Source organism: Dyella sp. Tek66A03, assembly GCF_052567735.1.
In genome coordinates this window covers 1820542-1846779 of the sequence record NZ_CP199584.1, presented here as the reverse complement: position 1 = coordinate 1846779, position 26238 = coordinate 1820542, and the positions used below count along the sequence as shown (strand labels likewise).

Annotated in this window: 25 protein-coding genes, 5 tRNA genes and 1 pseudogene; 9 read left to right on the top strand and 22 right to left on the bottom strand. The window is 63.0% G+C overall.

What is annotated here, in order from left to right:
* Positions 1–37: 37 nt before the first annotated feature.
* The 4 genes from ACT01B_RS08260 to ACT01B_RS08245 all read right to left on the bottom strand — a co-directional run bounded on the left by ACT01B_RS08260 (position 38) and on the right by ACT01B_RS08245 (position 4443).
* Positions 38–1384, bottom strand: coding sequence for a hypothetical protein (locus ACT01B_RS08260; RefSeq protein ID WP_445146876.1), 1347 nt, complete (start codon positions 1382–1384; stop codon positions 38–40).
* A gap of 70 nt (positions 1385–1454) precedes the next feature.
* Entirely contained in the window at positions 1455–2240 is a 786-nt protein-coding gene (locus tag ACT01B_RS08255; protein ID WP_445146875.1) for a polysaccharide biosynthesis protein, read from the bottom strand.
* Positions 2237–3769 (bottom strand): XrtA system polysaccharide chain length determinant, encoded by a 1533-nt coding sequence (locus tag ACT01B_RS08250; RefSeq protein ID WP_445146874.1) that lies wholly within the window; start codon positions 3767–3769, stop codon positions 2237–2239. Before ACT01B_RS08250 ends, ACT01B_RS08255 begins: the two co-directional genes overlap by 4 nt.
* A 50-nt stretch (positions 3770–3819) precedes the next feature.
* Positions 3820–4443, bottom strand: coding sequence for an XrtA/PEP-CTERM system exopolysaccharide export protein (locus ACT01B_RS08245; protein ID WP_445146873.1), 624 nt, complete (start codon positions 4441–4443; stop codon positions 3820–3822).
* A 418-nt stretch (positions 4444–4861) separates the two neighbouring features.
* On the opposite strand from ACT01B_RS08245, the gene ACT01B_RS08240 reads away from it, so the two are divergent.
* Complete coding sequence (locus ACT01B_RS08240) at positions 4862–5662, top strand: SDR family oxidoreductase (RefSeq protein ID WP_445146872.1); 801 nt, start codon at positions 4862–4864, stop codon at positions 5660–5662.
* A gap of 63 nt (positions 5663–5725) precedes the next feature.
* Here ACT01B_RS08240 and ACT01B_RS08235 read toward each other — a convergent pair whose 3' ends face one another.
* Both ACT01B_RS08235 and ACT01B_RS08230 read right to left on the bottom strand, forming a co-directional pair.
* Entirely contained in the window at positions 5726–6193 is a 468-nt protein-coding gene (locus ACT01B_RS08235; protein ID WP_445146871.1) for a MerR family transcriptional regulator, read from the bottom strand.
* A gap of 329 nt (positions 6194–6522) precedes the next feature.
* Positions 6523–6831 carry an SCP2 sterol-binding domain-containing protein gene (locus ACT01B_RS08230; protein ID WP_445146870.1) on the bottom strand — a complete coding sequence of 103 codons (309 nt, stop codon included), beginning with the start codon at positions 6829–6831 and terminating at the stop codon, positions 6523–6525.
* Between the two features lie 216 nt (positions 6832–7047).
* Here ACT01B_RS08230 and ACT01B_RS08225 point away from each other — a divergent pair, with 216 nt between their 5' ends.
* The 5 genes from ACT01B_RS08225 to ACT01B_RS08205 are packed head-to-tail and all read left to right on the top strand — an operon-like array spanning position 7048 to position 13483.
* On the top strand, positions 7048–8658 hold the full coding sequence (locus ACT01B_RS08225) for an acyl-CoA carboxylase subunit beta (protein WP_445146869.1): 1611 nt from the start codon (positions 7048–7050) through the stop codon (positions 8656–8658).
* Between the two features lie 26 nt (positions 8659–8684).
* On the top strand, positions 8685–9839 hold the full coding sequence (locus ACT01B_RS08220; RefSeq protein WP_445146868.1) for an acyl-CoA dehydrogenase family protein: 1155 nt from the start codon (positions 8685–8687) through the stop codon (positions 9837–9839).
* The gene (locus ACT01B_RS08215; protein WP_445146867.1) at positions 9839–10627 is read left to right on the top strand and encodes an enoyl-CoA hydratase/isomerase family protein; all 789 of its coding nucleotides are present in this window, start codon (positions 9839–9841) and stop codon (positions 10625–10627) included. The genes ACT01B_RS08220 and ACT01B_RS08215 overlap by 1 nt, the downstream gene beginning before the upstream one ends.
* Positions 10628–10636: 9 nt before the next feature.
* A complete protein-coding gene (locus ACT01B_RS08210; RefSeq protein ID WP_445146866.1) occupies positions 10637–12607 on the top strand; it encodes an acetyl/propionyl/methylcrotonyl-CoA carboxylase subunit alpha in 1971 nt (656 codons plus the stop codon).
* A gap of 15 nt (positions 12608–12622) precedes the next feature.
* On the top strand, positions 12623–13483 hold the full coding sequence (locus ACT01B_RS08205; protein WP_445146865.1) for a 3-keto-5-aminohexanoate cleavage protein: 861 nt from the start codon (positions 12623–12625) through the stop codon (positions 13481–13483).
* A gap of 87 nt (positions 13484–13570) precedes the next feature.
* Here the strand turns inward: ACT01B_RS08205 and ACT01B_RS08200 are convergent.
* The 7 genes and pseudogenes from ACT01B_RS08200 to rlmE all read right to left on the bottom strand — a co-directional run bounded on the left by ACT01B_RS08200 (position 13571) and on the right by rlmE (position 17093).
* Positions 13571–13646, bottom strand: a tRNA-Lys gene (locus ACT01B_RS08200).
* Positions 13647–13662: 16 nt separating this feature from the next.
* Positions 13663–13739: transfer RNA gene (locus ACT01B_RS08195), tRNA-His, on the bottom strand.
* A gap of 13 nt (positions 13740–13752) precedes the next feature.
* A tRNA-Arg gene (locus ACT01B_RS08190) sits at positions 13753–13829 on the bottom strand.
* 26 nt (positions 13830–13855) lie between these two features.
* Positions 13856–13932 (bottom strand) — tRNA-Pro (locus ACT01B_RS08185).
* A 174-nt stretch (positions 13933–14106) separates the two neighbouring features.
* Positions 14107–14183: transfer RNA gene (locus ACT01B_RS08180), tRNA-Arg, on the bottom strand.
* A gap of 314 nt (positions 14184–14497) precedes the next feature.
* Positions 14498–16447: an ATP-dependent zinc metalloprotease FtsH gene (ftsH, locus tag ACT01B_RS08175; RefSeq protein ID WP_445146864.1), complete on the bottom strand. Its 1950-nt coding sequence runs from the start codon at positions 16445–16447 to the stop codon at positions 14498–14500.
* Positions 16444–17093, bottom strand: a pseudogene (gene rlmE, locus ACT01B_RS08170) (23S rRNA (uridine(2552)-2'-O)-methyltransferase RlmE). Before rlmE ends, ftsH begins: the two are co-directional and overlap by 4 nt.
* An 84-nt stretch (positions 17094–17177) precedes the next feature.
* Between rlmE and yhbY the strand changes: the two are divergent.
* Positions 17178–17474 carry a ribosome assembly RNA-binding protein YhbY gene (gene yhbY, locus ACT01B_RS08165; RefSeq protein WP_445146863.1) on the top strand — a complete coding sequence of 99 codons (297 nt, stop codon included), beginning with the start codon at positions 17178–17180 and terminating at the stop codon, positions 17472–17474.
* A gap of 43 nt (positions 17475–17517) precedes the next feature.
* Positions 17518–17895, top strand: coding sequence for an Mth938-like domain-containing protein (locus tag ACT01B_RS08160; protein WP_445146862.1), 378 nt, complete (start codon positions 17518–17520; stop codon positions 17893–17895).
* Positions 17896–17976: 81 nt separating this feature from the next.
* Here ACT01B_RS08160 and ACT01B_RS08155 read toward each other — a convergent pair whose 3' ends face one another.
* From ACT01B_RS08155 to surE, 4 genes are all read right to left on the bottom strand, one after another.
* Positions 17977–18948 (bottom strand): peptidoglycan DD-metalloendopeptidase family protein, encoded by a 972-nt coding sequence (locus tag ACT01B_RS08155; protein WP_445147454.1) that lies wholly within the window; start codon positions 18946–18948, stop codon positions 17977–17979.
* A 65-nt stretch (positions 18949–19013) separates the two neighbouring features.
* On the bottom strand, positions 19014–19622 hold the full coding sequence (locus ACT01B_RS08150) for a YqaA family protein (RefSeq protein WP_445146861.1): 609 nt from the start codon (positions 19620–19622) through the stop codon (positions 19014–19016).
* Positions 19623–19642: 20 nt separating this feature from the next.
* The gene (locus ACT01B_RS08145) at positions 19643–20278 is read right to left on the bottom strand and encodes a protein-L-isoaspartate(D-aspartate) O-methyltransferase (RefSeq protein ID WP_445146860.1); all 636 of its coding nucleotides are present in this window, start codon (positions 20276–20278) and stop codon (positions 19643–19645) included.
* A gap of 46 nt (positions 20279–20324) precedes the next feature.
* Positions 20325–21122 carry a 5'/3'-nucleotidase SurE gene (gene surE, locus ACT01B_RS08140; protein WP_445146859.1) on the bottom strand — a complete coding sequence of 266 codons (798 nt, stop codon included), beginning with the start codon at positions 21120–21122 and terminating at the stop codon, positions 20325–20327.
* Between the two features lie 213 nt (positions 21123–21335).
* On the opposite strand from surE, the gene ACT01B_RS08135 reads away from it, so the two are divergent.
* On the top strand, positions 21336–21881 hold the full coding sequence (locus tag ACT01B_RS08135; RefSeq protein WP_445146858.1) for a Smr/MutS family protein: 546 nt from the start codon (positions 21336–21338) through the stop codon (positions 21879–21881).
* 48 nt (positions 21882–21929) lie between these two features.
* Here ACT01B_RS08135 and truD read toward each other — a convergent pair whose 3' ends face one another.
* The 5 genes from truD to eno all read right to left on the bottom strand — a co-directional run bounded on the left by truD (position 21930) and on the right by eno (position 26182).
* A complete protein-coding gene (gene truD, locus ACT01B_RS08130; RefSeq protein WP_445146857.1) occupies positions 21930–22946 on the bottom strand; it encodes a tRNA pseudouridine(13) synthase TruD in 1017 nt (338 codons plus the stop codon).
* Positions 22947–23092: 146 nt separating this feature from the next.
* Positions 23093–23566 (bottom strand): 2-C-methyl-D-erythritol 2,4-cyclodiphosphate synthase, encoded by a 474-nt coding sequence (ispF, locus tag ACT01B_RS08125; protein WP_445147453.1) that lies wholly within the window; start codon positions 23564–23566, stop codon positions 23093–23095.
* A 14-nt stretch (positions 23567–23580) separates the two neighbouring features.
* On the bottom strand, positions 23581–24273 hold the full coding sequence (ispD, locus tag ACT01B_RS08120) for a 2-C-methyl-D-erythritol 4-phosphate cytidylyltransferase (RefSeq protein ID WP_445146856.1): 693 nt from the start codon (positions 24271–24273) through the stop codon (positions 23581–23583).
* 267 nt (positions 24274–24540) lie between these two features.
* Complete coding sequence (gene ftsB, locus ACT01B_RS08115) at positions 24541–24867, bottom strand: cell division protein FtsB (RefSeq protein ID WP_445146855.1); 327 nt, start codon at positions 24865–24867, stop codon at positions 24541–24543.
* A 1-nt stretch (position 24868) separates the two neighbouring features.
* Positions 24869–26182 (bottom strand): phosphopyruvate hydratase, encoded by a 1314-nt coding sequence (eno, locus tag ACT01B_RS08110; protein ID WP_445146854.1) that lies wholly within the window; start codon positions 26180–26182, stop codon positions 24869–24871.
* Positions 26183–26238 lie beyond the last annotated feature (56 nt).

The following is a 26238-nucleotide window of genomic DNA, read 5'->3' as shown; positions in this document are numbered from 1 at the left end:
CCGAAGAAAAACGGAAGTTCACTTTCAGTGCGCATCGTCATCGCGTGAATACCACCGTCAGCAGATACTCGTTCTCGTGATAGCTCTGGGCCGCGGCGTTGCTACTGCGAATCTGGCGCACATAAGAGGCGTGCCAGCTCCAGTGCGGCGTCCATTGATGTCCAAAGTCGATACCGAAGCGATAGTCCTTGTCGGTACGATCGATGTTGTTGTAGACAAACCGGTCGACCGTGGTGAAGCCCGATAACGTCACGGTCGGGCGCAGCTTGTAGGACGCGGTAAAACTGACGCCGCGGTTGGTCTGGTTGAGCGTGGTGGCATTGACGTAGTCAAGCTTGTCGTAGGCTGGTGCAGCGGTCAGCGAAAGGCGCTCGTCACGATAGTTGTACGACGCCTCCAGCCGCTGCTCCTTGTAGATATCCGAACTGATGATGGCCGTGCCCGTGTTGATGCCCCCACGCACGTCGCTAAGTACCTGGGCTACGGGTTGCAACGGCACCACGTCCGTACCTATCTGGACGCTGTTCGGTTGCAGGATGCTCTGAGCCGCATCGACGTACTGGTAGGCGCCGGACAGCGTAAACGTGCTTTGTGGGCTTGGGCGCCATCCCACGGTCACGCGCGCGAGTGGGTCACTGAGGGACGATCCGCTGCCCTTGTAGTCGATTTGGGTCCAACCCGCCGTCAGGTTCGCATCGAAGTGGGTGAGTCGGGTCGAGTAGCTGCCATAGGCCTCGTAACGGTCGTAGTCCGGACCGGCCAGCGCGCTATCGGTAAAGTGGACATGCTGGTATTCGGCATTGAACGAGAGCTGGTCGGTTGGATTGAGATCCCTGAAGAGACGGAAGGCAGCGTTCCCGCGCGACGAATTGAACTCCGTCAGCTTCGAGGCGTAACTATTGATGTAGTGCAACTCCGCCTGCCCTGTCATCGCTTCGCCAACCCGAAAGTGCAGCGTCGGTCCAACCGCCAGCACATTGGTCTGCTGCTGATTCGAGGGGGCGTTGGGCGCTAGCGCGTCGACGGGCTCCACGCCCGCATAGTCCTGCGCGAACACATCCAATCGTTGCGGCACGACGGTCCAATTCGCCTGGGCGGCCAACGCCCCTACCGTCTGATTGCCGAAATTGTTGCCGGGATAATCGCGGTACTCGAGGTTGCCGGTGGCCGTGGCCTGTATGGTCGATCCCTGTTGCGTATAGGCGAAATTGACGCCTGGAATGATCACGTTCTGGCTGATCGGTGCCGACGTGCTCAAGGTGATGTTGTCGCTGTGTTCGAATGACATATACAGGGAGTAGTCAAATTGATCGGCCAACGCGCTTCCCGAGGCGGCGGCCAGTGCGAGCCCTATGAGTCGGGCGAGTATCGTGCGAACCGCCATGTTCCTTCCTCCAGTGGATACGTCGCGGCAGGAATCGCCCCAAAATCATCGCAGTCAGTACGTCGCCGGCTTACGGCAAGTGGTTGAACACCACGCCTGCCATCTTTTCCGGATCAAAATTGGTCACGGCCTGGCTGATGGCTGCCGGCGTATCGCGGCCATAGCCGGCAACCACCACCACGAAATCCGCCAGATCGGACAGGATGCGTGCGTCCGGCGAGCCCTTGATCGCTGGACCGTCGAGAAACAAATAGCGATCCGGATAGCGTGAGCTGAGCGAATCGAGCAGGGTTCCCATGCGATGCGATGAGAAATACTCGCCGCCGTTCTCGCGCGCCTTGCCGGCCGGAATCAATCGCACCCGCGGAATGCCCGTGCGATAAAGCACCGGCGCAATGCCAAGCGCCGGCTGCTCCAGAAAATCAATCAAGCCACCCGCCAGCGGCTCGACCGCGAGCGCCTTGTGCTGACTCGGGTATCGCAGATTGCAGTCGATCAGCAGGCTGGTCTTGGCCTCGTCGAATGCAAACGCCGCCGCCAGGTTGCGGGCGACGAAGCTGGCACCGGAGCGCGGGCTCACCGACACCACCAGCGTGACGAAATTCTGTTGCCCAGCGATGCCAAGCAGGCGCGTGCGGATCTCGCGGAACGCATCGGACTGCCGCCGTACGGACTCCTCGCGGTGGATCAGCCGGCGCTCCTCCAGCTGCAACGGCGCCAGACCGCCCATGCCATCATTCATGCGTGCGATCGAATGGCCGTGGGTCGGGTGCCGCTCCAGATTCCGGGCTGCGCTCTCCAGCACTTCTTCGATGCTGTCGGCCAGGTCCTTGTCGTCCTCGTCTTTCATGCTCATTGCTTTAGCCTCAGCCAGAACATGGCCAGGTACACCACACCCACGCCGGCCACCGTCAACAGCAGGATCACGTTGTGCAGACGATCGCGCCGACGATCATTCGGCGTTGGATAAAAAGGTATGGAGGCCAGCACAGCGAGCCCGGTGGCCTGTTCCAGCCGCTCGACCGAGCGCACGCGCGGGTCGAAGCGCACCGCGCAGAACAGCAAACCCAGCGGTATCGCCAGCGATAGCGCGATGCCAGCCAGACTGAAATGCATGAAGCGCAGGCCCGAAGGCATCAACGGCATCACGGCAGGATTCTGGACCAGGAAGGTGAGCCCGCGTTGCTCCGCGTCCAGGTTCATCGAAACGCGAGCGTTCTCACGGCGCTTGAGCAGATCCTGATAGACATCGCGGTTGACGTTGTAGTCACGCGTCAATTCCGACGTGACATTCTCGGAATTGGCGATACGCGCGCTGCGCTGCAGTTCGGACTGCAACATCGACTCGCTGGCGCCCAGGCGCGCCCCCGCTGCCGCCGTGGAGGCCCGCGTCGCCGCGAGCTGCGTCTTGATCTGTTGGTAGGCGGGATTGAACTGCACGCGGCTGTCCAGCGCGATCGGCGTACCGGACAACTGGGCCGCGGCCGCGCGCTGGTCATCCTTCGCCATCTGCTGCCGCAGGTCCTGCATCTGATGCCGAACGCGGATGACGTCGGGATATTCGTCGGTATAGGTCAGCAGCAACTTGTCCAGTTGCCCCTGCAGTTCGGCCATCTGGGTCTCGTAGACGCCGCCGGTGGTCTGCACCGTGTTCACTTCCGATTCGCCGGTCAGCTGTGACGCCAGTGAACCTTCCTGCGAGCGACGCTCCATCAAGTCCATGCGTGCAGTTTCGATCTGGCCGCGCAACTGGCTGATGCGCGCATTGGTGTCGGCCTCACTGCCGGGGCGCGCATCGTCGTTGCTGTCGCGATACGCCTTGAGCTTGTCCTCGGCGTCGGTAAGTTTCTTGCGGTAAGCCTCGACCTGACTGTTGATGAACTCGTAGGCATCGCGACTTTCGCGCTGCTTCGAGGCCAGGCTTTCGCTGATGAACAGTTGGGCAAGCTGGCGAGTGACCAGGTAAGTGCGCTTGGGATCACTATCGAAATAACTGATCGTGATCAGGTTGTCGTGCGCGGTGACCACTCTCGTGCGGGCCTTGATCCCGTCGATCATGCGGTCTTGCTCCACCGGTGACGGATGCGTGGCCATCCAACCGCCAGCCACCAGAATCTCGCTCATCACCTTGCGGCTGAAGATCACGTCACGCGCGATACTCGCGCGATTCTTGTTGCCCGTGGCCGTCGCGGCCCCCTCCATCAACGGCGAGATGATGCTGCTTTCCTGCGCAAGAATGGTGGTGGACGCCTCATACTTCTTCGGCCACAGCATGCCCGTGACCAACGCCGCCATGGCGATCAGCGCGAACGCGGTGCCCATGGTCAGGCGGTGTCGCCGCGCCTCACTCACGATGGCCGGCAGCACGCTGGCAAACGATGTCATTTCCCCGCTCATACCCTTCCCCCCGCCTTTTGCCTAGGCGTCGGCCTGCGTCAGAAAGCGCGCATCGGCACCGTGACAACATCGCCCGGCTGCACTGGATAATTGGTCGCCAGGTCGCCCTGCTTCAGTACCTTGTCCAGGCGGACTGCATAAGGCTTGGTCACGCCATCGCTACCTTCGCGATAGAGCTCGGTACGGTCCGGTGCCGCAAATTCCGTGGTGCCTCCCGCGGCCAGAACGGCGTCGAGCACCGTCATGCCCTGGCGATAAGGAATCGACACCGGCGAACGAACAGCACCCGTAACGCGGACACGCGACAGGTATTCATGGCTGCGCAATTCCGTGAGGATCACCGCCACCTGCGGGTCGCGCACATACGACTGCAATTTGTCCTTGATCTCGCCGGCGACTTCCTCGGGCGTCTTGCCGCCCGCGATGACATCGCCAATCAAGGGCACGGTGATCATGCCGTCGGGCCGCACCGGTACATTTACGCTGAGGTCCGGGTTGTGCCACACCGTAATCTGCAACTGGTCATCGACGCCGATGCGATACGTGGTGACCGCCTGCGCGTGGGGATCAATCTTGGGCGCATCGTGCGATCCGCCGTTGCTGGCGCATGCCGTCAAGATGAGCACGAAGCACAAAGCGAGAAGTCGCAGTACGGTGTTCATGTGGTTCCCCTGTTCGACGAAACTGTGAAACCCGTCACGATTCGATTATATCCAGGAATAAAATTGGCTTGACAAATCCATTCGGCCTATGGCTACCGACCACTTTCCGGACGCCTCGAGCCGGGGCAACACGGGGCGAGGCGAGCGGCATCGCGAAACACGCACGGCCGCCCAGCAGGCTCGCCATAGGTCATAGCCAAGACGGCCGAAGCGCGTAGCGGATGTACCTTGGCGCCATCAGCGGCCACGTCGACAAACGCGATCCGCGACGACGGCGAACCTGGGTTGCGGACAGCGTGGCCCGCTGGTTTCCGCTCATTGGTCACCGATCATTCCGGCGCTAGCGCGTAAATGCACCGAGGCTCTATAGCCATTAGCCTATACACGCGCCGATTCATTCCCACCGCAAGGTATTGCCATGACCCGCCCACCAACCATTGCCGAATACGACGCCCATCCCTTGCGTGACCAGGTGATCCTGGTCACGGGTGGTGCGCAAGGGATTGGGCGCGGTATTGCGCATGCCGTCCTTGCGGCCGGCGGCAGCGTCATGATCGGCGACCTCGACGCTGAGGCTGGTCAGGCGTGCATGGCGGAATGGCAGGCGAGCGAACGCGCTGCGTTCGGTCGCCTGGATGTGTCGCGCGAAGCCAGCGTAAAGCGCTGGATCGCCTCCGCACTGAAGCGCTTCGGCCGCATCGATGGACTGGTAAACAACGCAGGCATCGTCAACCCGCACGTTGCCTCGCTCACTGAGTTGTCGCTCGCCCGCTGGAACAGCTATCTGGCGACCAACCTCACCGGCGCGTTCCTGTGCAGTAAGTACGCCCTGCCCGCCCTGTCGGATCACCAAGGCGCCATCGTCAACATCGCATCGACACGCGCCTTGCAGTCCGAGCCCGATTCGGAAGCCTATGCGGCCAGCAAAGGCGGACTCGTGGCGTTCACCCATGCGCTGGCCGTCAGCGCCGGCCCACGTGTGCGGGTCAACGCGATCCTGCCAGGTTGGATCGCTACGGATGCCTGGCGGAAGCCGTCAGCACGCAAGGCACCGAAACTGAGCCGTCTGGACCACGCCCAGCATCCCGTCGGACGCGTCGGCACGCCGGAAGATATCGGCGCCATGGCGATCTATTTGCTTTCCGACGCATCCGGCTTTGTCACCGGCCAACACTTTGTCGTGGATGGCGGCATGACGGTGAAAATGCAGTACGTCTAAAACGAGCTCAATCACCCGAGGCTCAGAGACGTGGTCCACCGGGATTCTCGCGACGGGCGCCCTTTAGTCCTCCGTCTTGGACCGTTGCCGCTGCTCCAACTGTCGCTGCACACTGGCATTAATGACACGCAATTCCGCGAGTATCACGTCAATATTGGCGCGGCGATCTTCCAGTTCGCGGATCGCCTCACCGGTACGCTCCATGGCATATTTCAGCTGTTGCGCGCGTCCCTCGCCGTGCTGCCCATACAGCTCCAGGTAATGCTTGATCTCGGCCAGGGAGGAGCCGATCGCCTTGCCGCGGAGTATCAGCAGAAGGCGGGCCCGGTCGCGCCGGGTATAGATGCGGGCGCCATTGACTCGACGTGGACTCAGCAGTCCCTTGTCCTCATAGAAGCGGACGGCGCGCGGCGAAATGCCAAACTCTTCGCACAAGTCGGCGATGCCAAACAGCTCGCCATCGCCACTATGCTGGACGGAGGCGACAAAGGCCTCCGCGCGCACTTGCTCATCGTTTTTCTTGGTACCCAAGTTCATGCCTCCTTCGGGAGGGCGACTTAAGGCGACGCTGATTAAGTATCGCCATCGTCATGATGCCTGGAAGGTCCGCAGGCTGCAGTGCATGGCGCCGGGAAGACTGGCCGTCTTGCCAAGCCATGCGGTGCGGCCTGCGGGCCTTCCAGGCATCACCCCGTCACTTCAATTCAACCCGTTGGGGCCGCCCCTGTCTGCCCGCATCTCTTCGGTGCGCCGGCTCGACAGCCGGCCGGGCTGCCTTCGCCGACGCCCCTGCGAGTTGCGCGCAGACAGGGGCGGTGACGATGGCGATACTTAATCAGCGTCGCCTTAAAGCGGGCGACTCAAACCAGCCGCTGCAGCCGCATCGCCACACTCATATCGCCCGTAACCCTGAGCTTGCCCGTCATGAAGGCACTGGCCGGATTGAGCTGTCCCTGCAGCAGCGCGCCGAGATCAACCAAGGCAATGGTCACGGTGCATTCCGCGTCACGTGGATCGTTGGTCACCGTATTAGGCACCACCTCGCCGTCGAGAAAGATGATGCCGTCGGAACCGCAATCGAATTTCAGCGTCGCATTCAGGCCACTGTCACCGTTCGGGCTGGCCTCGGCTTTCTTCCGCAACTGCTCGGTGCAGGTCAGGATATCCATGATCGCTCCATGGCGTTGAAGGGTCGGCAGGTTAGGCTCATGCCGGGTAGGTGCGCTTGGTGCCCTCGCTTGACCGAGCATAGCCATGCTTGACGTTAACGTAAAGCAAGTCCCTAATGAGGCAATCCACATTCAGGTTTCAGCTGGAACATCGGCGCGCCATCCAACGGATTTCATCGAGCGCTCGTATCAGCAGCCCCCTAAAGGTAAGCCGTGATGCCCATTCTGCTATCGCAGATCAAACCGAAATCACCAGCCTTTCTCGCCAACGCGGCGCGCATGAGCGAACGGCTCGAAGCCATTCGCGCGCTTGAGCAGAAGGTGGTCGCGGAAGCGGAGTCCAAGCGCGACCGCTTCGAGCAGCGCGGCCAGTTACTGCCGCGTGAGCGCATCGCCCGGCTGCTGGATCGGGGTTCAAGCTTCCTTGAGTTGAGCACCCTGGCGGGCCTGGGCATGCATGATGACGACGGCAAGCTCAGCGTGCTGGGCGGAGGCTGCATCGTCGGCATCGGCGTGGTGGCCGGCAAGCGTTGCGTGATCTCGGCCAGCGACAGTGCGGTCAAGGGCGGCACCATTGCACCCATGGGCATGAAGAAAACCATGCGCGCCCAGGAACTCGCCCGCCAGAACAAGCTTCCCATGCTTCATCTGGTCGAATCGGGCGGCGCGAACCTGATGTATCAGAGCGAGCTTTTTGTCGAGGGCGGGCGCGCCTTCGCCAACCAGGCTCGCCTATCCGCCGCAGGCATACCGCAAATCGCGATCGTGCATGGCTCCTCCACCGCCGGCGGCGCGTACATGCCGGGGCTTGCCGACTACGTGATCCTGGTGCGCGGACGTTCGAGCATCTATCTGGCCGGGCCGCCGCTGGTCAAGGCCGCCATTGGCGAAGAGGCAACGGACGAGGAACTCGGTGGGGCGCTATTGCATGCGCAGGTCACCGGCCTGGGCGAGTACCTGTGTGAAGACGATGCGCATGCGATCGCCATGGCGCGCGAGGTGATGGACAAGTTGAACTGGGAGTCGGCATACGCGCCCGCCAAGCGGGTCGAGCCTCGCTACGCTGCCGAAGAATTGCTCGGTGTGGTTCCGGCGGACGAGCGCGAGCCGTACGACGTGCGTGAGGCGATCGCGCGGATCGTGGACGATTCGGATTTTCTGGAATTCAAGGCGGCCTATGACGCCGCGACCGTATGCGGCCACGCACGGGTCCATGGACATCTGGTCGGCATCCTTGGCAACAACGGCCCCATCGAGCCCAACGGCGCGACCAAGGCAGCCCAGTTCATCCAGTTATGCGACCAAAGCAACACCCCGCTGGTATTCCTGCAAAACACCACCGGCTACATGGTCGGCACGACGGCCGAACGCAACGGCGCCATCAAGCACGGCGCAAAGATGATCCAGGCCGTCGCCACCTCACGCGTACCGAAATTCACCTTCGTGCTTGGCGGCTCCTTCGGCGCCGGCAACTACGGCATGTGTGGCCGCGGTTTCGATCCGGACTTCATTTTCTGCTGGCCTACGGCGCGCACGGCCGTGATGGGTGGCGCACAGGCAGCAAAGGTCATGGACATGGTGGGACGCGCCAAGCTGGAACGTGCCGGCCAACCCGTCGACGAGGATGCGCTCAAGGCCATGAGCGACCAGTTGCGCCAGCGCCTGGACCGCGAGGCCGATGTGCTGTTCGGCACGGCGCGCCTGTGGGACGACGGCATCATCGATCCGCGCGATACCCGACGCATCCTGGGCCTGTGCCTCGATATCACCCGCGAAGCCTCGGCACGCTCACTGCATCCCAACACCTTTGGCGTTGCTCGCTTCTAAATCCTCTTTTCTTCGGAGATGTGCGCATGCAGTTCAGCACCGAGCACCGGCAACTTGCAGATACCGTCGAGAAGTTCATCGAGAAGGAAATCAATCCCCATGTCGCGGCCTGGGAGAAGGCGGAGGAATTCCCCAGCCACCAGCTGTTCAAGAAGCTGGGCAATCTCGGCCTGCTCGGCCTGAAGTATCCCGAACAGTTCGGTGGTTCCGGGCTGGATTTCAGCTACTCCATGGTGATGGCCGAGTCACTGGGGCTTTGCCATTGCGGCGGCGTGCCGATGGCCATTGGCGTGCAGACCGACATGTGCACGCCCGCCCTCGCACGCTTTGGCTCCGATGAATTGCGGCATGCCTATCTCGCGCCCGCCATTGCCGGCGACCTGGTCGGCTGCATCGGCGTGAGCGAAGTAGGTGGCGGCTCCGACGTGGCGGCCATCAGGACGACGGCCACCAGTGACGGTGACGATTACCTGATCAACGGCAGCAAGATGTGGATCACCAACGGCATCAAGGCCGACTGGTGCTGCCTGTTGGCGAACACCAGCGATGGTCCTGCGCACAAGAACAAGAGCCTGATCATCGTACCCATGGATGCAGCCGGCATCACGCGCCAGAAGATCCACAAGGTGGGCATGCATTCCTCGGATACGGCCCAGCTTTTCTTCGACAACGTGCGCGTGCCAAAGCGCAACCTGATCGGCCAGGAAGGCATGGGCTTCACCTTCCAGATGATGCAGTTCCAGGAGGAGCGGCTCTACGCTGCCGCATCGTCGTTGAAGAACCTGGACCGCCTGATTGATGCCACGATCGCCTATACCCGCGAACGCAGCACCTTCGGCCGCCCCATCATCGACAACCAGTCGGTGCACTTCCGTCTCGCCGAACTTCGCTGCGAAATCGAGGCGCTGCGGGCGTTGACCTATAGCGCGGTCGAGTCCTACGTGGCGGGCAAGGACGTGACCCGGCTGGCCTCAATGGCCAAGCTCAAGTGCGGCCGCCTGTCCCGCGAGGTCACCGACTCCTGCATGCAGTATTGGGGTGGCATGGGCTATACCGCGGACAATCTGGTATCCACGGCCTGGCGCGATAGCCGTCTGGTGTCGATCGGCGGTGGCGCCGACGAGATCATGCTCGGCATCATCTGCAAGCTCGAGGGCACCCTGCCCAAGGCCAGCGCCTGATGAGCGCATTCGCGTCCATCGAACGACGCTTCGATGCCGGCGTGCTGCACCTGACACTCAACCGGCCTGAGGTACGCAACGCCATGTCCCGTGCCATGGTGCGAGAACTGCAGGAGGCCCTGGACGTTGCGGAGACCGACCCTCAGGTACGCGTCATCGTGCTGCGCGGCGCCGGCGGTCACTTCTGCGCGGGTGGGGATATCCACGACATGGTCGCTGCGCGTAGCGCCGGCAAGGAAGCCATTGCAAACCTCAGCGAGGAATTTGGCCGGCTATGTGCCGCCTACGCACAATCGAGCAAGGCCGTCGTGGCCATGGTCGAAGGCACCGTAATGGGCGGCGGTTTCGGCCTCGCCTGCGTCGCCGATGTCACCCTCGCCGGCGACAGCGCGGTCTTCAGCCTGCCCGAGGTCACGCTCGGTATCGTGCCGGCCCAAATCGCACCGTTTCTGGTGGAGCGCCTGGGTTTTGCCGAAGCCAAACGGCTGGCGCTTACTGCGGCCAGGATCGACGCGCAGGAGGCGCTGAGCCTGCGACTCGTACATGAGGTCCATCCACCCGGTCTGCTGGACACTGCCTTGCAGCGCGTGCTCAACACACTCATGCGGGGAGCGCCTGGAGCTATTGCGGCAAGCAAGGCACTGCTCAGGCGCACGCGCTTGGTGCCTGCCCAGGCCTTGATCGATGAGGCCGCAGCCGTTTTCGCCAAGGCCGTGCAGGGCGACGAGGGTCGTGAGGGCGGCATGGCGTTTATTGAAAAGCGCAAGCCGATGTGGGCACCACGATGAGGGTCCGACATGTTTGACAAGATCTTGATCGCCAATCGTGGAGAGATCGCCTGCCGCGTGATACGCACGGCACGCGCGCTTGGTTATCGCACCGTAGCCGTCTACAGCGACGCCGACGCCCACGCGCCCCATGTGGACATGGCGGACGAGGCTGTGCGACTCGGACCGGCTCCCGCCAGCGAGTCCTACCTGCGCATCGACGCCCTGCTCGATGCCGCCCGCCGCACCGGTGCGAACGCGGTGCATCCGGGCTACGGTTTCCTCAGTGAAAATGCGCTCTTCGCCAAGGCATGCGCCGAGGCCGGCATCGTCTTCATCGGACCGCCGCCCGAGGCCATCGAGGCCATGGGCGACAAGGCCGCCGCCAAGCGCCGCATGCTCGCCGCAGGCGTGCCTTGCGCTCCCGGCTACCTCGAAGACAACGCCAGCGACGAACAACTTACCCAGCAGGCCGATCGCCTCGGCTATCCGCTCTTGGTCAAAGCCGTGGCGGGTGGCGGCGGACGCGGTATGCGCATGGTGAACGAAAGGGGCGAACTTGCCCTGGCGCTGGCAAGCGCCCGGCGCGAGGCACTGAGCACCTTCGGCAACGGCCGCCTCATGCTGGAGCGACTGATCCCCAACGGCCGTCACATCGAAATCCAGGTGTTTGCCGACCGTTATGGCAACGCTGTCCATCTCGGCGAACGCGATTGCAGCACCCAGCGTCGGCGCCAGAAAGTCATCGAGGAAGCCCCCTCGCCCATGGTCAGCCCCGACATGCGGGCAGCCATGGGCAAGGATGCTGTCGCGGCGGCACTCGCCGTCGGTTACCAGGGCGCGGGCACGGTGGAATTCATCGTCGACGATGAGCTCAAGCATTACTTCCTCGAAATGAACACGCGCTTGCAGGTGGAGCATCCGGTCACCGAGTGCATCACCGGTTTCGACCTGGTCGAATGGCAGTTGCGGGTCGCCGCAGGACAGCCTCTGACCGCATTGATTCCCGGGTTGCAGGAAGACGTCGTGCTTCGCGGCCACGCGATCGAAGCACGTCTATACGCGGAAGACCCGTATGACGACTTTGCCCCGCAAGCCGGCCGCATCTCCTGGTGGCGGCCTCACCTTGCCAGCGCCCAGCCCAGCGTGAGGATTGACGACGGCGTGCGCGAAGGCGACAGCGTCAGCACCTTCTACGACCCACTCCTGGCCAAGGTCATCGCCTGCGGCCGCGACCGCGACGAGGCCATCCGCCGCCTGACCGCCGCGCTGGAAGACGCGCCACTGCTTGGCATCAGGACCAACAGCCGTTTCCTGCGCGACCTCGTCAACCATCCCTCGTTCAAACAGGCTGAAATCACCACCACGCTCCTCGATACCTGGCGCGAACAGAAAACTCCACTTTTTGCGCGGCCACAGCCCGACGATGCGACCTGGGCCTTGGCCGCTGCCGCGAGAGTGCTTCGCCAGGGGCCGGGGTGGCGCCCGGACAGCGTATCCAGCTATGGCATGAATCTGCGTTGTGGCGACGAGGTACGCAGCCTGCAAGTACGCGTGTTGGCGAACGGAATGGTCAACATCATGCAGGGCCGAGCCACTCAGGCGATTCGGGTGCTGGATCTGGGCGGCGAAAACATCAGCTATGAAATCGACGGCATCCGCAAGCGCAGCGCCTTGCAGGACGACGGCACCACCCTGCAACTGGCACAGCATGCCGCCTGCTTTGCCTTTGAAGAACCTTCGCCGCTTGCTTCGCGCGACCAGGGCATCGATGAAAACCAGGTCCGTGCCCGCCTCACTGGTGTCGTCGTTCAAGTGGCGGTGCGCGAGGGCGATCGTGTCACCGCAAACCAGCCGTTGGTCTGCGTCGAGGCCATGAAGATGGAGATGTGGTACGGCGCCTCCACCGATGGCACGGTGGCAGGCGTACACGTCCAGGCAGGAGACCCGGTCGAAAGCGGTGTACTGCTGGTGGAACTCTCTTCTTGTGAAGCTGCCTGATCCGGAGTCGACGTCATGGAAAAAGCTGTACTGACCTGTGCGCTGACCGGCGTATTGACCGATCCCAGGATGCACCCGGTGCCGGTCACCCCCGCGCAGATGGCCAGCGAGGCGCGCGATGCGTTCAATGCCGGCGCATCCATCATGCACGTGCACCTGCGCAAGCAGGAGGACGGCATGGGACACCTGCCCTGCTGGGATCCCGACGTCGCTGAAACCGTCGTCCATGCCATTCGTGCAGCCTGCCCTGGCGTCATCATCAATCTCAGCACCGGCGTGCTGGGAGCCGACATTGCTGGCCCCGCAGCCTGCATCCGGCGCGTCAGACCTGAGATCGCCGCCTGCAATGCCGGCACCTTGAATTATCTGAAGATCAAAGAGGATGGCACCTGGGCGTGGCCACCCATGGTGTTCGACAACCCGGTCGAAAAAATCCAGCGCTTCATCGATGTCATGAACGAAACGGGTACCCATCCCGAATTCGAATGCTTCGATGTCGGCATCGTGCGCTCAGTGGGCATGTACCTCAAATCGGGCATGACCAAGACCATCGAATACAACTTCGTCATGGGCGTGGCTTCCGGCATGCCCGCCGACAACGACCTGTTGCAGTTGTTGCTACGTTGGATCGAACCCGGCAACGCATGGCAGACCACCCTGATTGGCCGTTCCGACATCTGGCCAGTGCACCAGAAGACCGCCGAGCTGGGTGGCATGCTGCGCACCGGCCTGGAAGATACGTTCTATCTCCCTGATGGCTCACGCGCCAACGGCAACGGCCCACTGATCGAGGCTTTGGCCCGCTGCGCGCAGCATGCAGGAAGAAGCATTGCATCGCCGGCGGAAGCCCGTCAGATGCTTGGGCTAGCCGAGTAGCCTGCGACACGAAACACCCCTCCGCCGAAGCCACTCTCTCGGGGCAAAAGAAAAGGCGCCTAGGTTTCCCTAAGCGCCTGTTCCAGTTGGTGGGCCGTGAAAGATTCGAACTTTCGACCAATTGATTAAGAGTCAACTGCTCTACCAACTGAGCTAACGGCCCTAAAACATGTTGTAAGTGGGGTGGAAGATGGGACTCGAACCCACGACCCTCGGAATCACAATCCGATGCTCTAACCAGCTGAGCTACATCCACCGCAAAACCGAATTGGCGCGCCCGACAGGAATCGAACCTGCAACCGTCGGCTTAGAAGGCCGATGCTCTATCCGGTTGAGCTACAGGCGCCCGTACTTATCGTACATAGCATCTGCTGGTCGGGGCAGAGGGATTCGAACCCACGACATCCAGCTCCCAAAGCTGGCGCTCTACCAGGCTGAGCTATACCCCGATTTCAAACCCTCAACCATAAAGCGGGCTGAAGCTTAGAAATGCTACGGGTGACGCCTAGCCTAGTCAATCCGTATATAAGCACACCGAACTTCAAACATCGTGTCCAGCTCGCCCGGCGATCCACTGCCTTGCGATACAAGCCGTAATGCAGAGCACTACAACCTGTTTAAAATGGCGCGCCCGGAGAGATTCGAACTCCCGACCACCAAGTTCGTAGCCTGGTACTCTATCCAACTGAGCTACGGGCGCGTTTTTAAACTTTAGCTCTGTCGCCAACCACCGAAGTGAAAGCGCCGAAGCCAGAAGCGGAATTATTCAGATTCGGGGCGTGTGCGTCAACTCTTTTTTTCATTTTTTTCTCATTACCGTCGTCAAACCTTCACTTTCGACGGCAAGAGCACTTCACCTGAACCGCTGATTTTAGCCGTCCGTTCGTGTTTCGGCCATACCTTTTCATCAACTTCTTTCGATGATGTGCACGATGCGCGCAGCCGCATCACATGCACCTATCAAAAGAAAAAAGGCGGCACGTGGCCGCCTTTTTCTTGCCTGCAGCGGATCGATCAGAGATCAGCCATACGACTCTGCGTGGCAGGATCGCCCACCTTCGCACCCGCATCACCACGCGGCGGCGGCGGCGGTGGCGTGGATCCCGTCGAGGAGGTCTTCGACCAGTCTGCCGGCGGGCCCGGCACGCGTCCATTCATGATGTCGTCGATCTGGTGCGCGTCGATCGTCTCGTACTGCAGGAGCGCATCGGCCATCATATGCAGCTTGTCGATGTTGTCCATCAGCAGCTGCTTGGTACGCTCGTAGGCACGATCCAGGATGGCACGCACTTCCTCATCGATCTTGCGTGCGGTCTCGTTGGAGACGTTCTTGTGCTGCGTGACGGCACGCCCCAGGAACACCTCGTCCTCTTCCTCGCCATAGGTCATCGGGCCGAGCTTGTCGGACAGACCCCACTTGGTCGCCATGTTGCGTGCCATCTTGGTAGCGCGCTCGATGTCGTTGGAGGCACCCGTGGTGACCTTGTCCTCACCGAAGATCAAGGCTTCCGCCACACGACCACCGTAGAGAGAGCACAGCTGCGACTGGATCGCCACGCGATTGATGCTGTACTTGTCGCCTTCCGGCAGGTACATGGTGACGCCCAGCGCGCGGCCGCGCGGAATGATCGTGACCTTGTAGACGGGATCGTGCTCCGGCACCAGGCGACCGACGATGGCGTGGCCCGCCTCGTGATACGCGGTGAGTTTCTTCTCGTCTTCGCTCATGGCCATCGAGCGACGCTCGGTACCCATCAGGATCTTGTCGCGTGCCTTGTCGAGATGAATCATGCGCACGTCGCGAGCGTTTTCACGCGCAGCGAACAGCGCCGCCTCATTGACCAAGTTGGCCAGGTCGGCACCTGAGAAGCCAGGCGTGCCACGCGCGATCACCATCGCATCGACGTCCGCTGCGGTGGGCACGCGGCGCATATGCACCTTGAGAATCTGCTCGCGGCCTCGCACGTCCGGCAGTCCCACCACGACCTGGCGGTCGAAGCGGCCTGGACGCAGCAGGGCCGGGTCGAGCACGTCCGGACGGTTGGTGGCGGCGATGACGATGACGCCCTCGGTGCCTTCGAAACCGTCCATCTCGACCAGCAGCTGGTTCAAGGTCTGCTCGCGCTCGTCATGACCGCCACCGAGGCCCGCGCCACGATGGCGACCAACAGCGTCGATTTCGTCGATGAAGATGATGCACGGCGCGTGCTTCTTGGCCTGCTCGAACATGTCGCGCACGCGGCTGGCGCCGACACCCACGAACATTTCGACGAAGTCGGAACCGGAAATGGAGAAGAACGGCACCTTGGCCTCGCCCGCGATGGCCTTGGCCAGCAGGGTCTTACCGGTACCCGGCGGGCCCACCATCAGCACGCCGCGGGGAATCTTGCCGCCCAGCTTCTGGAACTTGCTCGGGTCGCGCAGGAACTCGACCAGCTCGCCCACTTCTTCCTTGGCCTCGTCGCAGCCAGCCACGTCGCTGAAGTTGACCTTGACCTGGTCCTCACCCTGCAGCTTGGCGCGTGAACGACCGAAGCTCATCGCACCGCGACCGCCGGCACCGGCCTGCATCTGGCGCATAAACCAGATGAACACGCCGACGATAAGAATGATCGGCAGCCAGTTGAGCAGCAGGCCAAGCAAAGAGAAGCCGTTGTTGGACGGGTCCTGGCGCACTTCCACGCCCTTGTCCTGCATCTGCTTGACCACCGAGTTGGTGGACCAGCCGAGCACCGGCGCGACCGTGCGGAACGAGCTGCCATCCTTCAGCTTGCCGCTGATGGAGGCTGGCTGATCGGCGCTGATCGTGGCCGTGGACACGTTGCCGTTGTCCACGCTCTGCACGAAGCTGCTGTAGGCAAGGTCCGAGGAGGACGTGCCACGCGGATTGAAGCTCTGGAACACAGTGAGCAGGACCACCGCGATGATCAGCCAGAGCAGCAGGTTTTTAGCCATTTCATTCATGCACGGTTCTCGCCGGTTGCCCGCCGGAGACCTTCCGGCCGACGGCTAATGCGTACACCTCCCGCGAACGTGCGCGGGAGGCCTTAGGTTTACGCATCGTCACGCGAGTGAAGTCTGCGCGCAAGCTGCGTACGTAATCGTCAAAGCCAGTCCCCTGAAACAGCTTGATCAGGAACGACCCGCCCGGTTTCAGCCATTGACGGCTGAAATCCAGCGCCAGGTCGGCCAGATCCATGGCACGGATCTGATCAGCCAAGGCCACGCCACTCATATTGGGGGCCATATCGGACAGCACAAGATCAACCTTGTTGCCCTCCAGGCGCTCCTCCAGCTGGTGCAGCACGGATTCTTCACGGAAATCGCCCTGCAGGAAGTCCACCCCGCCAATACCCTGCATGGGCAGGATATCCAGCGCGATGATGGTGCCATTGTCGCCCAGGCGCTTGCGCGCCAGCTGCGACCAGCCGCCCGGGGCGGCACCCAGGTCGACGATGCGCATGCCGGGCTTGAGCAGGCGATCACGGTCGATCAGCTCCTCCAGCTTGAAGGCCGCACGGGAGCGCAGGCCTTCGGCCTGGGCCTTCTTCACATAAACATCATCGAAGTGCTCCCGTAACCAGCGGGAACTACTTTTGCTACGAGGCATGGTCGGCGCGGGCCACTAATACGGGGGAAGTGGCCTGCATGATACCCTTTGCAGTCTCATTGCCGCGAATCCGAGACTGAACGCATGGCTCTTTCCCCCTCGCAGCGCCGCTATCTGCGCAGCCTCGCCCACGATCTTCACCCCGTCATCCTGCTTGGCAACAAGGGTGCGACCGAGGCTGTCCTCAAGGAACTGGACCTCGCCCTGTCCCATCACGAGCTGGTGAAAGTGAAGCTCTCCGGTGGCGACAAGGAAGAGCGCGACGCCCAGATCAGCTTCCTCACTGAAGGCACCCGCGCGGAAAGCGTGCAGCAGATCGGCCACGTCGTGGTGCTGTTTCGCCGCAACGAAGACGAACCCAAGCTCGCCCTGCCCCGTTAAGAGCCTGCTCCATGTCTCCCCGTAGCCCGCGTTGCCTCCTCTAATGGATCTCTCGCTCGACCGCCCCGGCAATTACCTGTACGTGCGCCGTGTCGGTGCGCGCAGCGTTACCGTGGTCGATCGCGAGTTCACCAACAGTTTCCTGCTGGCGCCGGATCGTGCGGTGGAGAACTGGCCGGTGGCGGTGTCCAGCGAGCTGGATGCCAGTCATATCGAAGCCATCCTGGCGTTGAAGCCGGAGCTGGTCATCGTGGGCACCGGCGAACGCCAGGTGTTTCCTGCGGCCGCCTTCATGGCCGGCCTGCTGCGCAAGGGCATTGGCGTGGAAGTGATGGACAACGGCGCCGCCGCGCGTACCTATGACCTGCTGGCGGCTGAGAGTCGTCGCGTGGTGGCGGCGTTTATTCTGCCGGCTAGCTGAAAGGCTTATCGCGCACAGGGTGCGCTCCTGCAGGAGCCGCGCCCGCTGTGTGTAGGAGCGCACCCTGCGCGCGATCCACGACTAGCGCGACGGCAGATAACCCATCGGGTCGACCGGATTGCCGTCCTTGCGGATCTGGAACTGCAACTCATCCCGCGAAGCACCCGTGGCGCCCATCTCGGCAATCTGCTGCCCGGCGCTCACGCGCTGGCCTTCCTTCACCAGACGCTTGCTGTTGTGGCCGTAAGCGGAAAGGAAGCTGTCGTTGTGCTTGACGATGACCAGCTCGCCGTAGCCCACCAGGCCATTGCCGCTATAGACCACCACACCATCGGCCGTGGCGCGCACCGGATCGCCGGTCTTGCCGGCGATCTCGATGCCGGGAATCGCATCGCCTGACTGGAAGCGTTTGATCAGGCTGCCATCGGCCGGCCAACGCCAGCTCACGCCGCCGTTATTGCGTGTGGCCCCCGCTGCAGCAGGGGCCACCGGTGCGGGAGGTGGTGTCGCGTTGGCGGCCTGGGCGGGCGCCCCTGCGACTGGCACGATTGTCGTGGTGGCGGCAGCCGGCGGCGACGACGCCGTCGAAGTAGCGGTGTTAGCGACGACGGCCGCATCGGTGACTGGCGCGAAGCCCTGCTGCTGCGCCTGGCCACCCGCGGTCGCCGGATGCGCTGCAACCGGCTTGGCAGTGGTCGCCACCACTACGGAGGTCGCGTGCACAGGCGTGCTGGTGGGTGCCTTGCCATTGGGCGGCGCCAACTTCAATTCCTGGCCAGGCCAGATCGTGTAGGGCGCGGCGATATTGTTCCAGCCGGCGAGATCGCGGAAATCGACCTTGTTACGGAAGGCGATCGAATACAGCGTGTCGCCCTTGCTCACCTTGTAGGTACCACCCGGCGCCGGGCGCTCCGGCGTGACCGTCTGTGCGCCAGCGCTTCCCGCCGGCGGCTCGACCACGACCGTACGCCGGGTCGAGGCGCAAGCGGCCAGGGCCAGGATCGTCAATGTCAGGGCGTATGACCGCAGATGTCCTTTCATGGGCGCCAGCATAACGAGGCGTCGCGGTATTTTCATTCGGATAAATACGTCAAGCCTGGTGATCCGCCGGCTGCGGTTCAGTGCGACCAGAGCCACCATGCCAGCAGGGCGCCCAAGATCAGCAGCGCAGCCCAGCCAATCCATTCGATGTGCTTGTGCAGAATGCGCTCGGCGCGCTCGCCAAACAGGCGAATCAGCAGCGCCAACAGCCATACGCGCTTGCCACGACCCACGGCGATGCAGACCAGGAACGGGATGACCGGCACGCCAACGATGCCTGAGGCCCAGGTGACAAACTTCATCGGCACCACCGGCTGCAGGGCGGCCAGTGCCAGCACCAACAGCAGGCCCAGCCAATGCTGGTTCATCTGTGTACGCAGGTTCGCCACGCCGATGTTGATCGGCGCCAGCAGATGCAGGCTTTCGAGCAGCGGCGACAGCGCCTGGAACGCCCAGTGACCCAGCGCATAGCCCACCAACGAGCCGAGCAACGAGAACAGCAGGCTGATATTGGCGTAGAAAAACGCCCTGTGACGCTTGCCGAGCATCATCGGCGCCAGCATCACTTCCGGCATGATCGGGAAAATGAACGCCTCGACGAAGCTCAGCCCGCTAAGGTAGTAGACAGCCCTGGGGTTGCGCGCCCACGTCAGTGCGCGCGCATACAGCGATCCGAAAAGTCGCATTCAATAACTTCCGTGTGGCATCAGCCGATGCCGCCGAGTAGTGGCACGAAACTGACCGCAGCCAGTTCCTCCTGGATAAAATCGCCCTGCCCGTCTCCGCGCATGCGAATCAGCATCTGGTTGCTGGGCGAACCGACCGGCGCGACCAGCACGCCGGTGGGACTGAGCTGGTCGAGCAAGGCAGTGGGAATGGCGTCACCCGCTGCCGTGAGGATGATGGCGTCGAACGGAGCTTCGTCAGCCCAGCCCAGCTTGCCGTCGTCATGACGTGAGCGGATATTCCCCAGGCCGAGCTGGCGAAAGCGGCGACGCGCCTGGCGCAGCAGCTCTTCAATGCGCTCGACGGTAAAGACCTGCGGCACCACCGAGGCGAGTACCACCGCCTGGTAACCCGAGCCGGTGCCGATCTCCAGCACCTTCTGCGGCACGCCAAACTCGAGCAGGGCCTCGGTCATGCGCGCGACGACCCAGGGCTGCGAAATCGTCTGGCCGTGGCCGATCGGCAGCGCGGTGTTCTCGTAAGCGCGCGAATGCAGCGCCTGGTCGATGAAGTGATGTCGCGGCACGTTGCGGATCACGTCGATCACGCGCTGGTCGCGAATCCCTTCTTCCTTCAACTTGGCGACCAGCCGATCGCGCGCACGCTGCGAGGTCATGCCCTCGCCTTTCAATGCTGATGGCGGCAATGGATGCACGTTCACCTCACGCTGCCTTGTCGCCGACCGGTTTGTCACCGGCCATGCCTTCGGTCAACGAACTCACCCAGCTGCTGACCTTTTCGAGCGCCTGGAAGCGGGTGAGATCAACATGGATCGGCGTTACCGACACATAGCCTCGACGTACCGCGTTGAAATCCGTGCCCGGTCCCGCGTCGTCCACGTCGCCCGCAGGACCGATCCACCAGATCGTCTTGCCGCGCGGGTCGGTCTGCTTGATGCAGGGCTCCGAGCGATGGCGCTTGCCCAGCCGGGTGACCTCGAAACCACGGATGTCGTCCCACGGCAGGTCGGGCACGTTGACGTTGAGAATGGTATCGGCCGGCAGCGGATCGACCAGCAGCCGCTTCATCAACAGCAACACGGCGTTGGCAGCGGAGTCGTAGTGAAGGCCATGGTGATCCTTGCTCACCAGCGATACGGCGATCGCGGGCAGGCCGAGAAAACGACCTTCCATCGCGGCGGACACCGTGCCGGAATAGATCACGTCATCGCCCAGATTGGCGGAGTTGTTGATACCCGACACCACGATGTCCGGCTCGTAGTCGAGCATCCCGGCCAGCGCCAGATGCACGCAGTCGGTCGGCGTGCCGGCGACACGGTAATAACCGTTGTCCATGCGCGAGGCGCGGATCGGTGCATCCAGGGTGAGGGAATTGCTGGCGCCGGAGCGGTCCCGGTCTGGCGCTACCACCGTCACCTGGCCGACCGCACCAAGGCGCTCGGCGAGCACGCGAATGCCCGGTGCATCCACGCCATCGTCGTTGCTTACCAGAACTCGCATGATGATCCGTTCAGAGCCGATCGCAGGGCACCGCACTGAGGGCGGCGCACACCTAATGAAGCCTGAAGTCTACCGGAGCGAGACGGCGGATTCACATCGTTAGGCGTGTCGCCATGCGATCCATCACAAGCTTCGGCAACCTGGCCCTGACGACCCGACGGCTCACGCGATCGCGCGACACCCGGTTGCGGCGGCTGCATTAGGATGGGAACGATGAAGCCCCGCCCTCCCGCCCAGGTTTCCGACGACGACGCCCAGCTGTTCCGCGACGCCATCGGTGATGTGCGCCCCTTCGAGCCGGTGGCGCCCACCCCAACGGCACCGAAGCCCAAACCCCATCCACACATGCTGGAAGCCGACGAGGCCGCCGTCCCGGGCGAACTGCTCGACATGGCGTTCGACCCGGGTCTGATGGAGGTCGGCGAGGAGCTCAGTTACCTGCGCGATGGCTATCCGCCCAAGCTTCTGAGGCAGCTCAAGCGGGGCCAGTACAGCATCCAGGACGAAATCGACCTGCATCAGATGAATGCGGCGGCAGCTCAGGCGACCATCGTGGACTTCCTGGCTGAGGCAAAACACCATGGATTTCGCTGTGTGCGCATCGTGCACGGCAAGGGACTGCGCTCACGCGCCAGCGGCCCGGTGCTGAAGGCGCTCACCGATCGCATGTTGCGTCGGCGCGATGACGTGATCGCGTTTGCGTCGGCGCGGCCGATGCAGGGCGGGACGGGCGCAGTGGTGGTGTTGCTGAAGGGGTAGCCGCCCTTAGCTCCCTCTCCCCGAAGGGGAGAGGAAGAAAAGCGCGCGTTAGCCCGTCGTCGCCAACTCGCGCACCACCGTGGTCGCATAAGCACCCGCCGGCAACTCGAAACTCAGCTCCAGCGCTTCGCCATCCAGCCAGCGCCACGCCAGGTTCTGCGGAATCATCCGCAATGGCCGGCGTTCCTGATCCATTTTTGCCCCGACCAGCCCTTCGGCCAGGTCTGCATGAGCCGCGGCGATAGCATCTTCCAGGGCACCCGCGTCCGCCTTGGCCGGCGTTTCACCGCGCCCCCACAGCGGACCCGACGGATGGATATCGCCGCGCGCCAGCCGCTCCGACAACGTGGCATCGAACGGCTCGGGACCAAACCAGGAGCGCGAACCCGCCAGCGACCAGATCTCGCCTTCCATCGGCGAATCCCACGCGCCCTGCTCCACGCGTGCCGCCAAGACCGCATTGAAGATATGCGAGCGCGCCGCCGACAACAGGAACGAGCGCTTATCGCGATCGACGCGACGCCCGGCGAACATCGCCCGCGCCTGCGCCACATTGCTACCTTCGCGACCAAAACGCTGCTCACCGAAGTAGTTGGGCACGCCGCGCTGCGCGATCTGCTGCAGCACCTGTTCGGCGACGGCGGCCTCGCCCTGCGCCTGTCGCAGCACCAGCACGAAGCGATTGCCGCGCAACGCGCCGCGCTTGAGTTTGCGCGAATGACGAGTAGCGGCCAGCACCTTCACTTCCGCGTGCGGGAACGCAGACCAGTCCGGGTCTGGGCGTCCTGGAAGCTGCACGGAAAACGTCTGGCGCGTCACCGCGTGCCGATCCTTCAAGCCCGCATAGCCCACGTTCAACGGCGGCACCTCGGCGTAGCGTGCCAGCTCGCGCGCGACCCAATCGGTATTGGCGCCGCGCTTCTCGACCCATAGCAGCGCGTGCTCCCCCTCGCCCTCCGCGTCGTAGCCCAGGATTTCCTCTACCTGGAAGTCCTCGGGCTCGCTGCGCAGCACGGCGGAAAGCGGCGGGTTGCCATAGGCGTAGGGCAATTCAAGATGGGACATGGGACTCCGCCGGGGACGCCGGCTGCAGAAAACGGGGACCGGCAGCGCCTGGGCGCGCGCCAGAGGGGCATTACAGCAGGGTTGGCGTGGCGGGACCGAGAAGGCAAAGCCAGCTCGCGGCACCAGACGCCAACGCAATAACTAGCTCACGCCAGGACCAGCAACACGCAGGCCTGTGCAGCAATACCTTCGCCGCGCCCGGTGAATCCCAGCTTTTCGGTGGTGGTTGCCTTGATGCTGATGCGACCGATCTCGCAACCGAGTTCTTCCGCCACGCATTCGCGCATGGCCTGCGCGTGCGGGCCTACCTTGGGCGCCTCGCAGATCACGGTGACATCGGCATTGCCCAGAGCATAGCCGTGCTCGCGCATAAGCTTGGCCGCATGCTGCAGGAAGATCCGGCTGTTCGCGTTGCGCCACTGCGCCTGCGTGGGTGGAAAGTGCCGGCCGATATCGCCCACGGCCAGCGCACCAAAAATCGCATCGCACAGCGCATGTATCACCACATCGCCATCGGAATGGGCGACCAGGCCGCGATCGTGCGGCACGCGTACGCCACCGAGCATCACATGGTCACCCTCGCCAAAGATGTGCACGTCAAAGCCTTGGCCAATTCGCATCATGACGCGGGTCCTCACACAGTTCTTGGCAGCAGAAACTCGGCCAGCGCGAAGTCGGCGGCCGTGGTTACCTTGATGTTGTCCTCCGCACCTTCGACCAGCAACGGCGCGAAGCCTGCTCGCTCCATCGCCATGGCCTCATCGCTCACGGTAACGCCTGCCGCGGACGCCGCAAGCAAGGCCGCGGACAGTTCAGCGCGACGGAAGATCTGCGGCGTAAAGGCACGCCAGCGCTGGTCGCGTGGCTCGGTAGCCTGGCTGCGTCCGTCGGCGTTCGCGCGTTTGAGCGTATCGCGCAAGGGCGCGCCGAGCAGTCCGCCACCGGCCGGCACGGCCAGCTCGATCAAGCGGCTGATGTCCTCACGGCGCACGCAAGGCCGCGCTGCATCATGCACCAGCACGAAGTCGTCATCAGCCACCCCGGCAAGTAGCGCGCGCAGGCCGGCAAGCACCGAATCGCAACGCTCGGCCCCACCGATGGTAGTCAGCACCGGCTTGCCGTTGAGCTGGTCAACCGTGGGCCAATGCTCGTCTTTGGCACCAAGCACGATCATCAGTCCCGCGATCAAGGGATGCGCCGACAGGCGCTCCAGCGTGTGCACGATCAGCGGCTTGCCAGCCAACGGGAGATATTGCTTGGGAATATCGCCGCCGACGCGGGCGCCTCGCCCTGCCGCAGGCACGACACACCAGAAGAGTCGGCTCATGGCTTTTGTGTAGCCAGCGTTGAACCCGTGTGCCAGCCAGAGAGTGGCGCGTGGCGCAGCGCCTGACTGGCCGTCAGGTCAAGCCGCGCGTCAGTTTCTGGCTGGCACACGGGTCCAACCCTTCGGGCCGGGTCTGTTTGCCCACAAGCCTGCGTCATCACTCGGTCGTGTATCGACATACACTCCCTCCCTCTTCCTTGTCCTGTGCGCAAACAGACCTGGCGCTGGCCACACAAAAGCCATGAGCCGACTCTGCGGGCGCCATGCTCAATGCCCGCCAGTGGATGCGGCTGAAGCGGGTGCCGCATTGGCACCCGGCTTCTCGACGACCTGATAGAAGGTCTCGCCCGGCTTGATCAGGCCCAGTTCGGCGCGCGCGCGCGCCTCCACGGCCTGTTCACCGGTCTTCAGGTCGTTCACGTCAGCTCCCAGCGCCTGATTGCGCTGGGTCAGCTTGTCGTTGTCTTCGCCTTGTTTCTTCACCGCGGCGCGCAGGGTTTCCACCTCATGCACGCCGCCGTTGCTGCCGCTCCACAGTTTCATCTGCAGAGCGATCAACACCAGTAGAAGTATCAAGGCGACCCAGCGCAGCATGTCAGCCCGGCAGGTTGGTCAGGTTGGGGAAGGCTTGGCGACCGGCATAACGCGCGTCGGCACCCAGTGCTTCTTCGATACGCAGCAACTGGTTGTACTTGGCCACACGGTCGGTGCGGCTCAGCGAACCCGTCTTGATCTGGGTGGCGGTCGTCGCCACGGCGATATCGGCAATGGTGGTGTCTTCCGTCTCGCCCGAGCGATGCGACACGATCGCGGCGTACTTGGCCGCGTCAGCCATGGCAATGGCTTCCAGCGTCTCGGTCAGCGTGCCGATCTGATTGACCTTGATCAGGATGGCGTTGGCGATGTGCTTGTCGATGCCTTCCTTGAAGATCGTCGGGTTGGTCACGAACAGATCGTCGCCCACCAGCTGCACCTTGTTGCCGATCGCTTCGGTCAGCAGCTTCCAGCCGTCCCAGTCGCCTTCGGCCATGCCGTCTTCGATGGTCACGATCGGGTACTGCCTGGACCAGCTGGCCAGCAGGTCGACGAACTGCGGCGGCGTGTAGATCTTGCCCTCGCCTTCCAGGTCGTACTTGCCGTCCTTGAAGAATTCCGAGCTGGCCACGTCCAGGCCGAGCAGGATGTCGCTGCCGACCTTGTAGCCGGTCTTGTTGATCGCCTCGAGGATGGTATCCAGCGCTTCGACGTTCGAGCGCAGGTTCGGCGCGAAGCCGCCTTCATCGCCCACGGCGGTGTTGAGGCCCTTGCCCTTCAGCACACTTTTCAGCGCGTGGAAGATTTCCGTACCGGCACGCAGCGCCTCGGCGAAGCTGGTAGCGCCCACCGGCAGGACCATGAATTCCTGCACGTCGACGTTGTTATCGGCGTGAGCGCCGCCGTTGATGATGTTCATCATCGGCAGCGGCAACGCGCCCGGCTCGCCGGTGGTGCCATTGATGCTGGCCAGGTACTGCCACAGCGGCTGGCGACGCTGCGCAGCGACGGCGTGCGCGGCGGCCATGGATACGCCGAGGATGGCGTTGGCGCCCAGCTTGCCCTTGTTAGGCGTTCCGTCCAGATTGATCAGCTTGGCGTCCAGGCCACCCTGGTTCGCCGCATCGAAGCCCTTCAGCGCGCTGGCGATGGCGCCGTTGACGTTGCCGACCGCGTTCTTCACGCCCTTGCCCAGGTAACGCGACTTGTCGCCATCGCGCAGCTCAACCGCTTCGCGTGAACCGGTGGAGGCGCCACTCGGCACGGCCGCGCGACCAAAGCCGCCGCCGGCCAGGGTCACTTCGGCTTCTAGCGTGGGATTGCCGCGGGAATCGAGAATTTCACGGGCGTGGATGCGGGTGATTTCGGTGCTCATGGGGTCCGTAGCTGGTTGAGATGACTGAAGCGGGGGAGAACATCCTGCCTGATCCG

Excerpts from the sequence above, each read along its gene's own strand:
- ACT01B_RS08225 (WP_445146869.1), top strand. The coding sequence starts at position 7,048 with ATGCCCATTCTGCTATCGCAGATCAAACCGAAATCACCAGCCTTTCTC.
- ACT01B_RS08260 (WP_445146876.1), bottom strand. The coding sequence starts at position 1,384 with ATGGCGGTTCGCACGATACTCGCCCGACTCATAGGGCTCGCACTGGCC.
- ftsH (WP_445146864.1), bottom strand. The coding sequence starts at position 16,447 with ATGAATGAAATGGCTAAAAACCTGCTGCTCTGGCTGATCATCGCGGTG.
- ACT01B_RS08255 (WP_445146875.1), bottom strand. The coding sequence starts at position 2,240 with ATGAGCATGAAAGACGAGGACGACAAGGACCTGGCCGACAGCATCGAA.
- ACT01B_RS08205 (WP_445146865.1), top strand. The coding sequence starts at position 12,623 with ATGGAAAAAGCTGTACTGACCTGTGCGCTGACCGGCGTATTGACCGAT.
- ispD (WP_445146856.1), bottom strand. The coding sequence starts at position 24,273 with ATGAGCCGACTCTTCTGGTGTGTCGTGCCTGCGGCAGGGCGAGGCGCC.
- ACT01B_RS08210 (WP_445146866.1), top strand. The coding sequence starts at position 10,637 with ATGTTTGACAAGATCTTGATCGCCAATCGTGGAGAGATCGCCTGCCGC.
- ACT01B_RS08155 (WP_445147454.1), bottom strand. The coding sequence starts at position 18,948 with ATGCTGGCGCCCATGAAAGGACATCTGCGGTCATACGCCCTGACATTG.
- ACT01B_RS08150 (WP_445146861.1), bottom strand. The coding sequence starts at position 19,622 with ATGCGACTTTTCGGATCGCTGTATGCGCGCGCACTGACGTGGGCGCGC.
- ACT01B_RS08250 (WP_445146874.1), bottom strand. The coding sequence starts at position 3,769 with ATGACATCGTTTGCCAGCGTGCTGCCGGCCATCGTGAGTGAGGCGCGG.
- yhbY (WP_445146863.1), top strand. The coding sequence starts at position 17,178 with ATGGCTCTTTCCCCCTCGCAGCGCCGCTATCTGCGCAGCCTCGCCCAC.
- eno (WP_445146854.1), bottom strand. The coding sequence starts at position 26,182 with ATGAGCACCGAAATCACCCGCATCCACGCCCGTGAAATTCTCGATTCC.
- ACT01B_RS08160 (WP_445146862.1), top strand. The coding sequence starts at position 17,518 with ATGGATCTCTCGCTCGACCGCCCCGGCAATTACCTGTACGTGCGCCGT.
- ACT01B_RS08220 (WP_445146868.1), top strand. The coding sequence starts at position 8,685 with ATGCAGTTCAGCACCGAGCACCGGCAACTTGCAGATACCGTCGAGAAG.
- ACT01B_RS08215 (WP_445146867.1), top strand. The coding sequence starts at position 9,839 with ATGAGCGCATTCGCGTCCATCGAACGACGCTTCGATGCCGGCGTGCTG.
- ispF (WP_445147453.1), bottom strand. The coding sequence starts at position 23,566 with ATGCGAATTGGCCAAGGCTTTGACGTGCACATCTTTGGCGAGGGTGAC.
- surE (WP_445146859.1), bottom strand. The coding sequence starts at position 21,122 with ATGCGAGTTCTGGTAAGCAACGACGATGGCGTGGATGCACCGGGCATT.
- ACT01B_RS08240 (WP_445146872.1), top strand. The coding sequence starts at position 4,862 with ATGACCCGCCCACCAACCATTGCCGAATACGACGCCCATCCCTTGCGT.
- ACT01B_RS08145 (WP_445146860.1), bottom strand. The coding sequence starts at position 20,278 with ATGACCTCGCAGCGTGCGCGCGATCGGCTGGTCGCCAAGTTGAAGGAA.
- ACT01B_RS08230 (WP_445146870.1), bottom strand. The coding sequence starts at position 6,831 with ATGGATATCCTGACCTGCACCGAGCAGTTGCGGAAGAAAGCCGAGGCC.
- truD (WP_445146857.1), bottom strand. The coding sequence starts at position 22,946 with ATGTCCCATCTTGAATTGCCCTACGCCTATGGCAACCCGCCGCTTTCC.
- ftsB (WP_445146855.1), bottom strand. The coding sequence starts at position 24,867 with ATGCTGCGCTGGGTCGCCTTGATACTTCTACTGGTGTTGATCGCTCTG.
- ACT01B_RS08245 (WP_445146873.1), bottom strand. The coding sequence starts at position 4,443 with ATGAACACCGTACTGCGACTTCTCGCTTTGTGCTTCGTGCTCATCTTG.
- ACT01B_RS08135 (WP_445146858.1), top strand. The coding sequence starts at position 21,336 with ATGAAGCCCCGCCCTCCCGCCCAGGTTTCCGACGACGACGCCCAGCTG.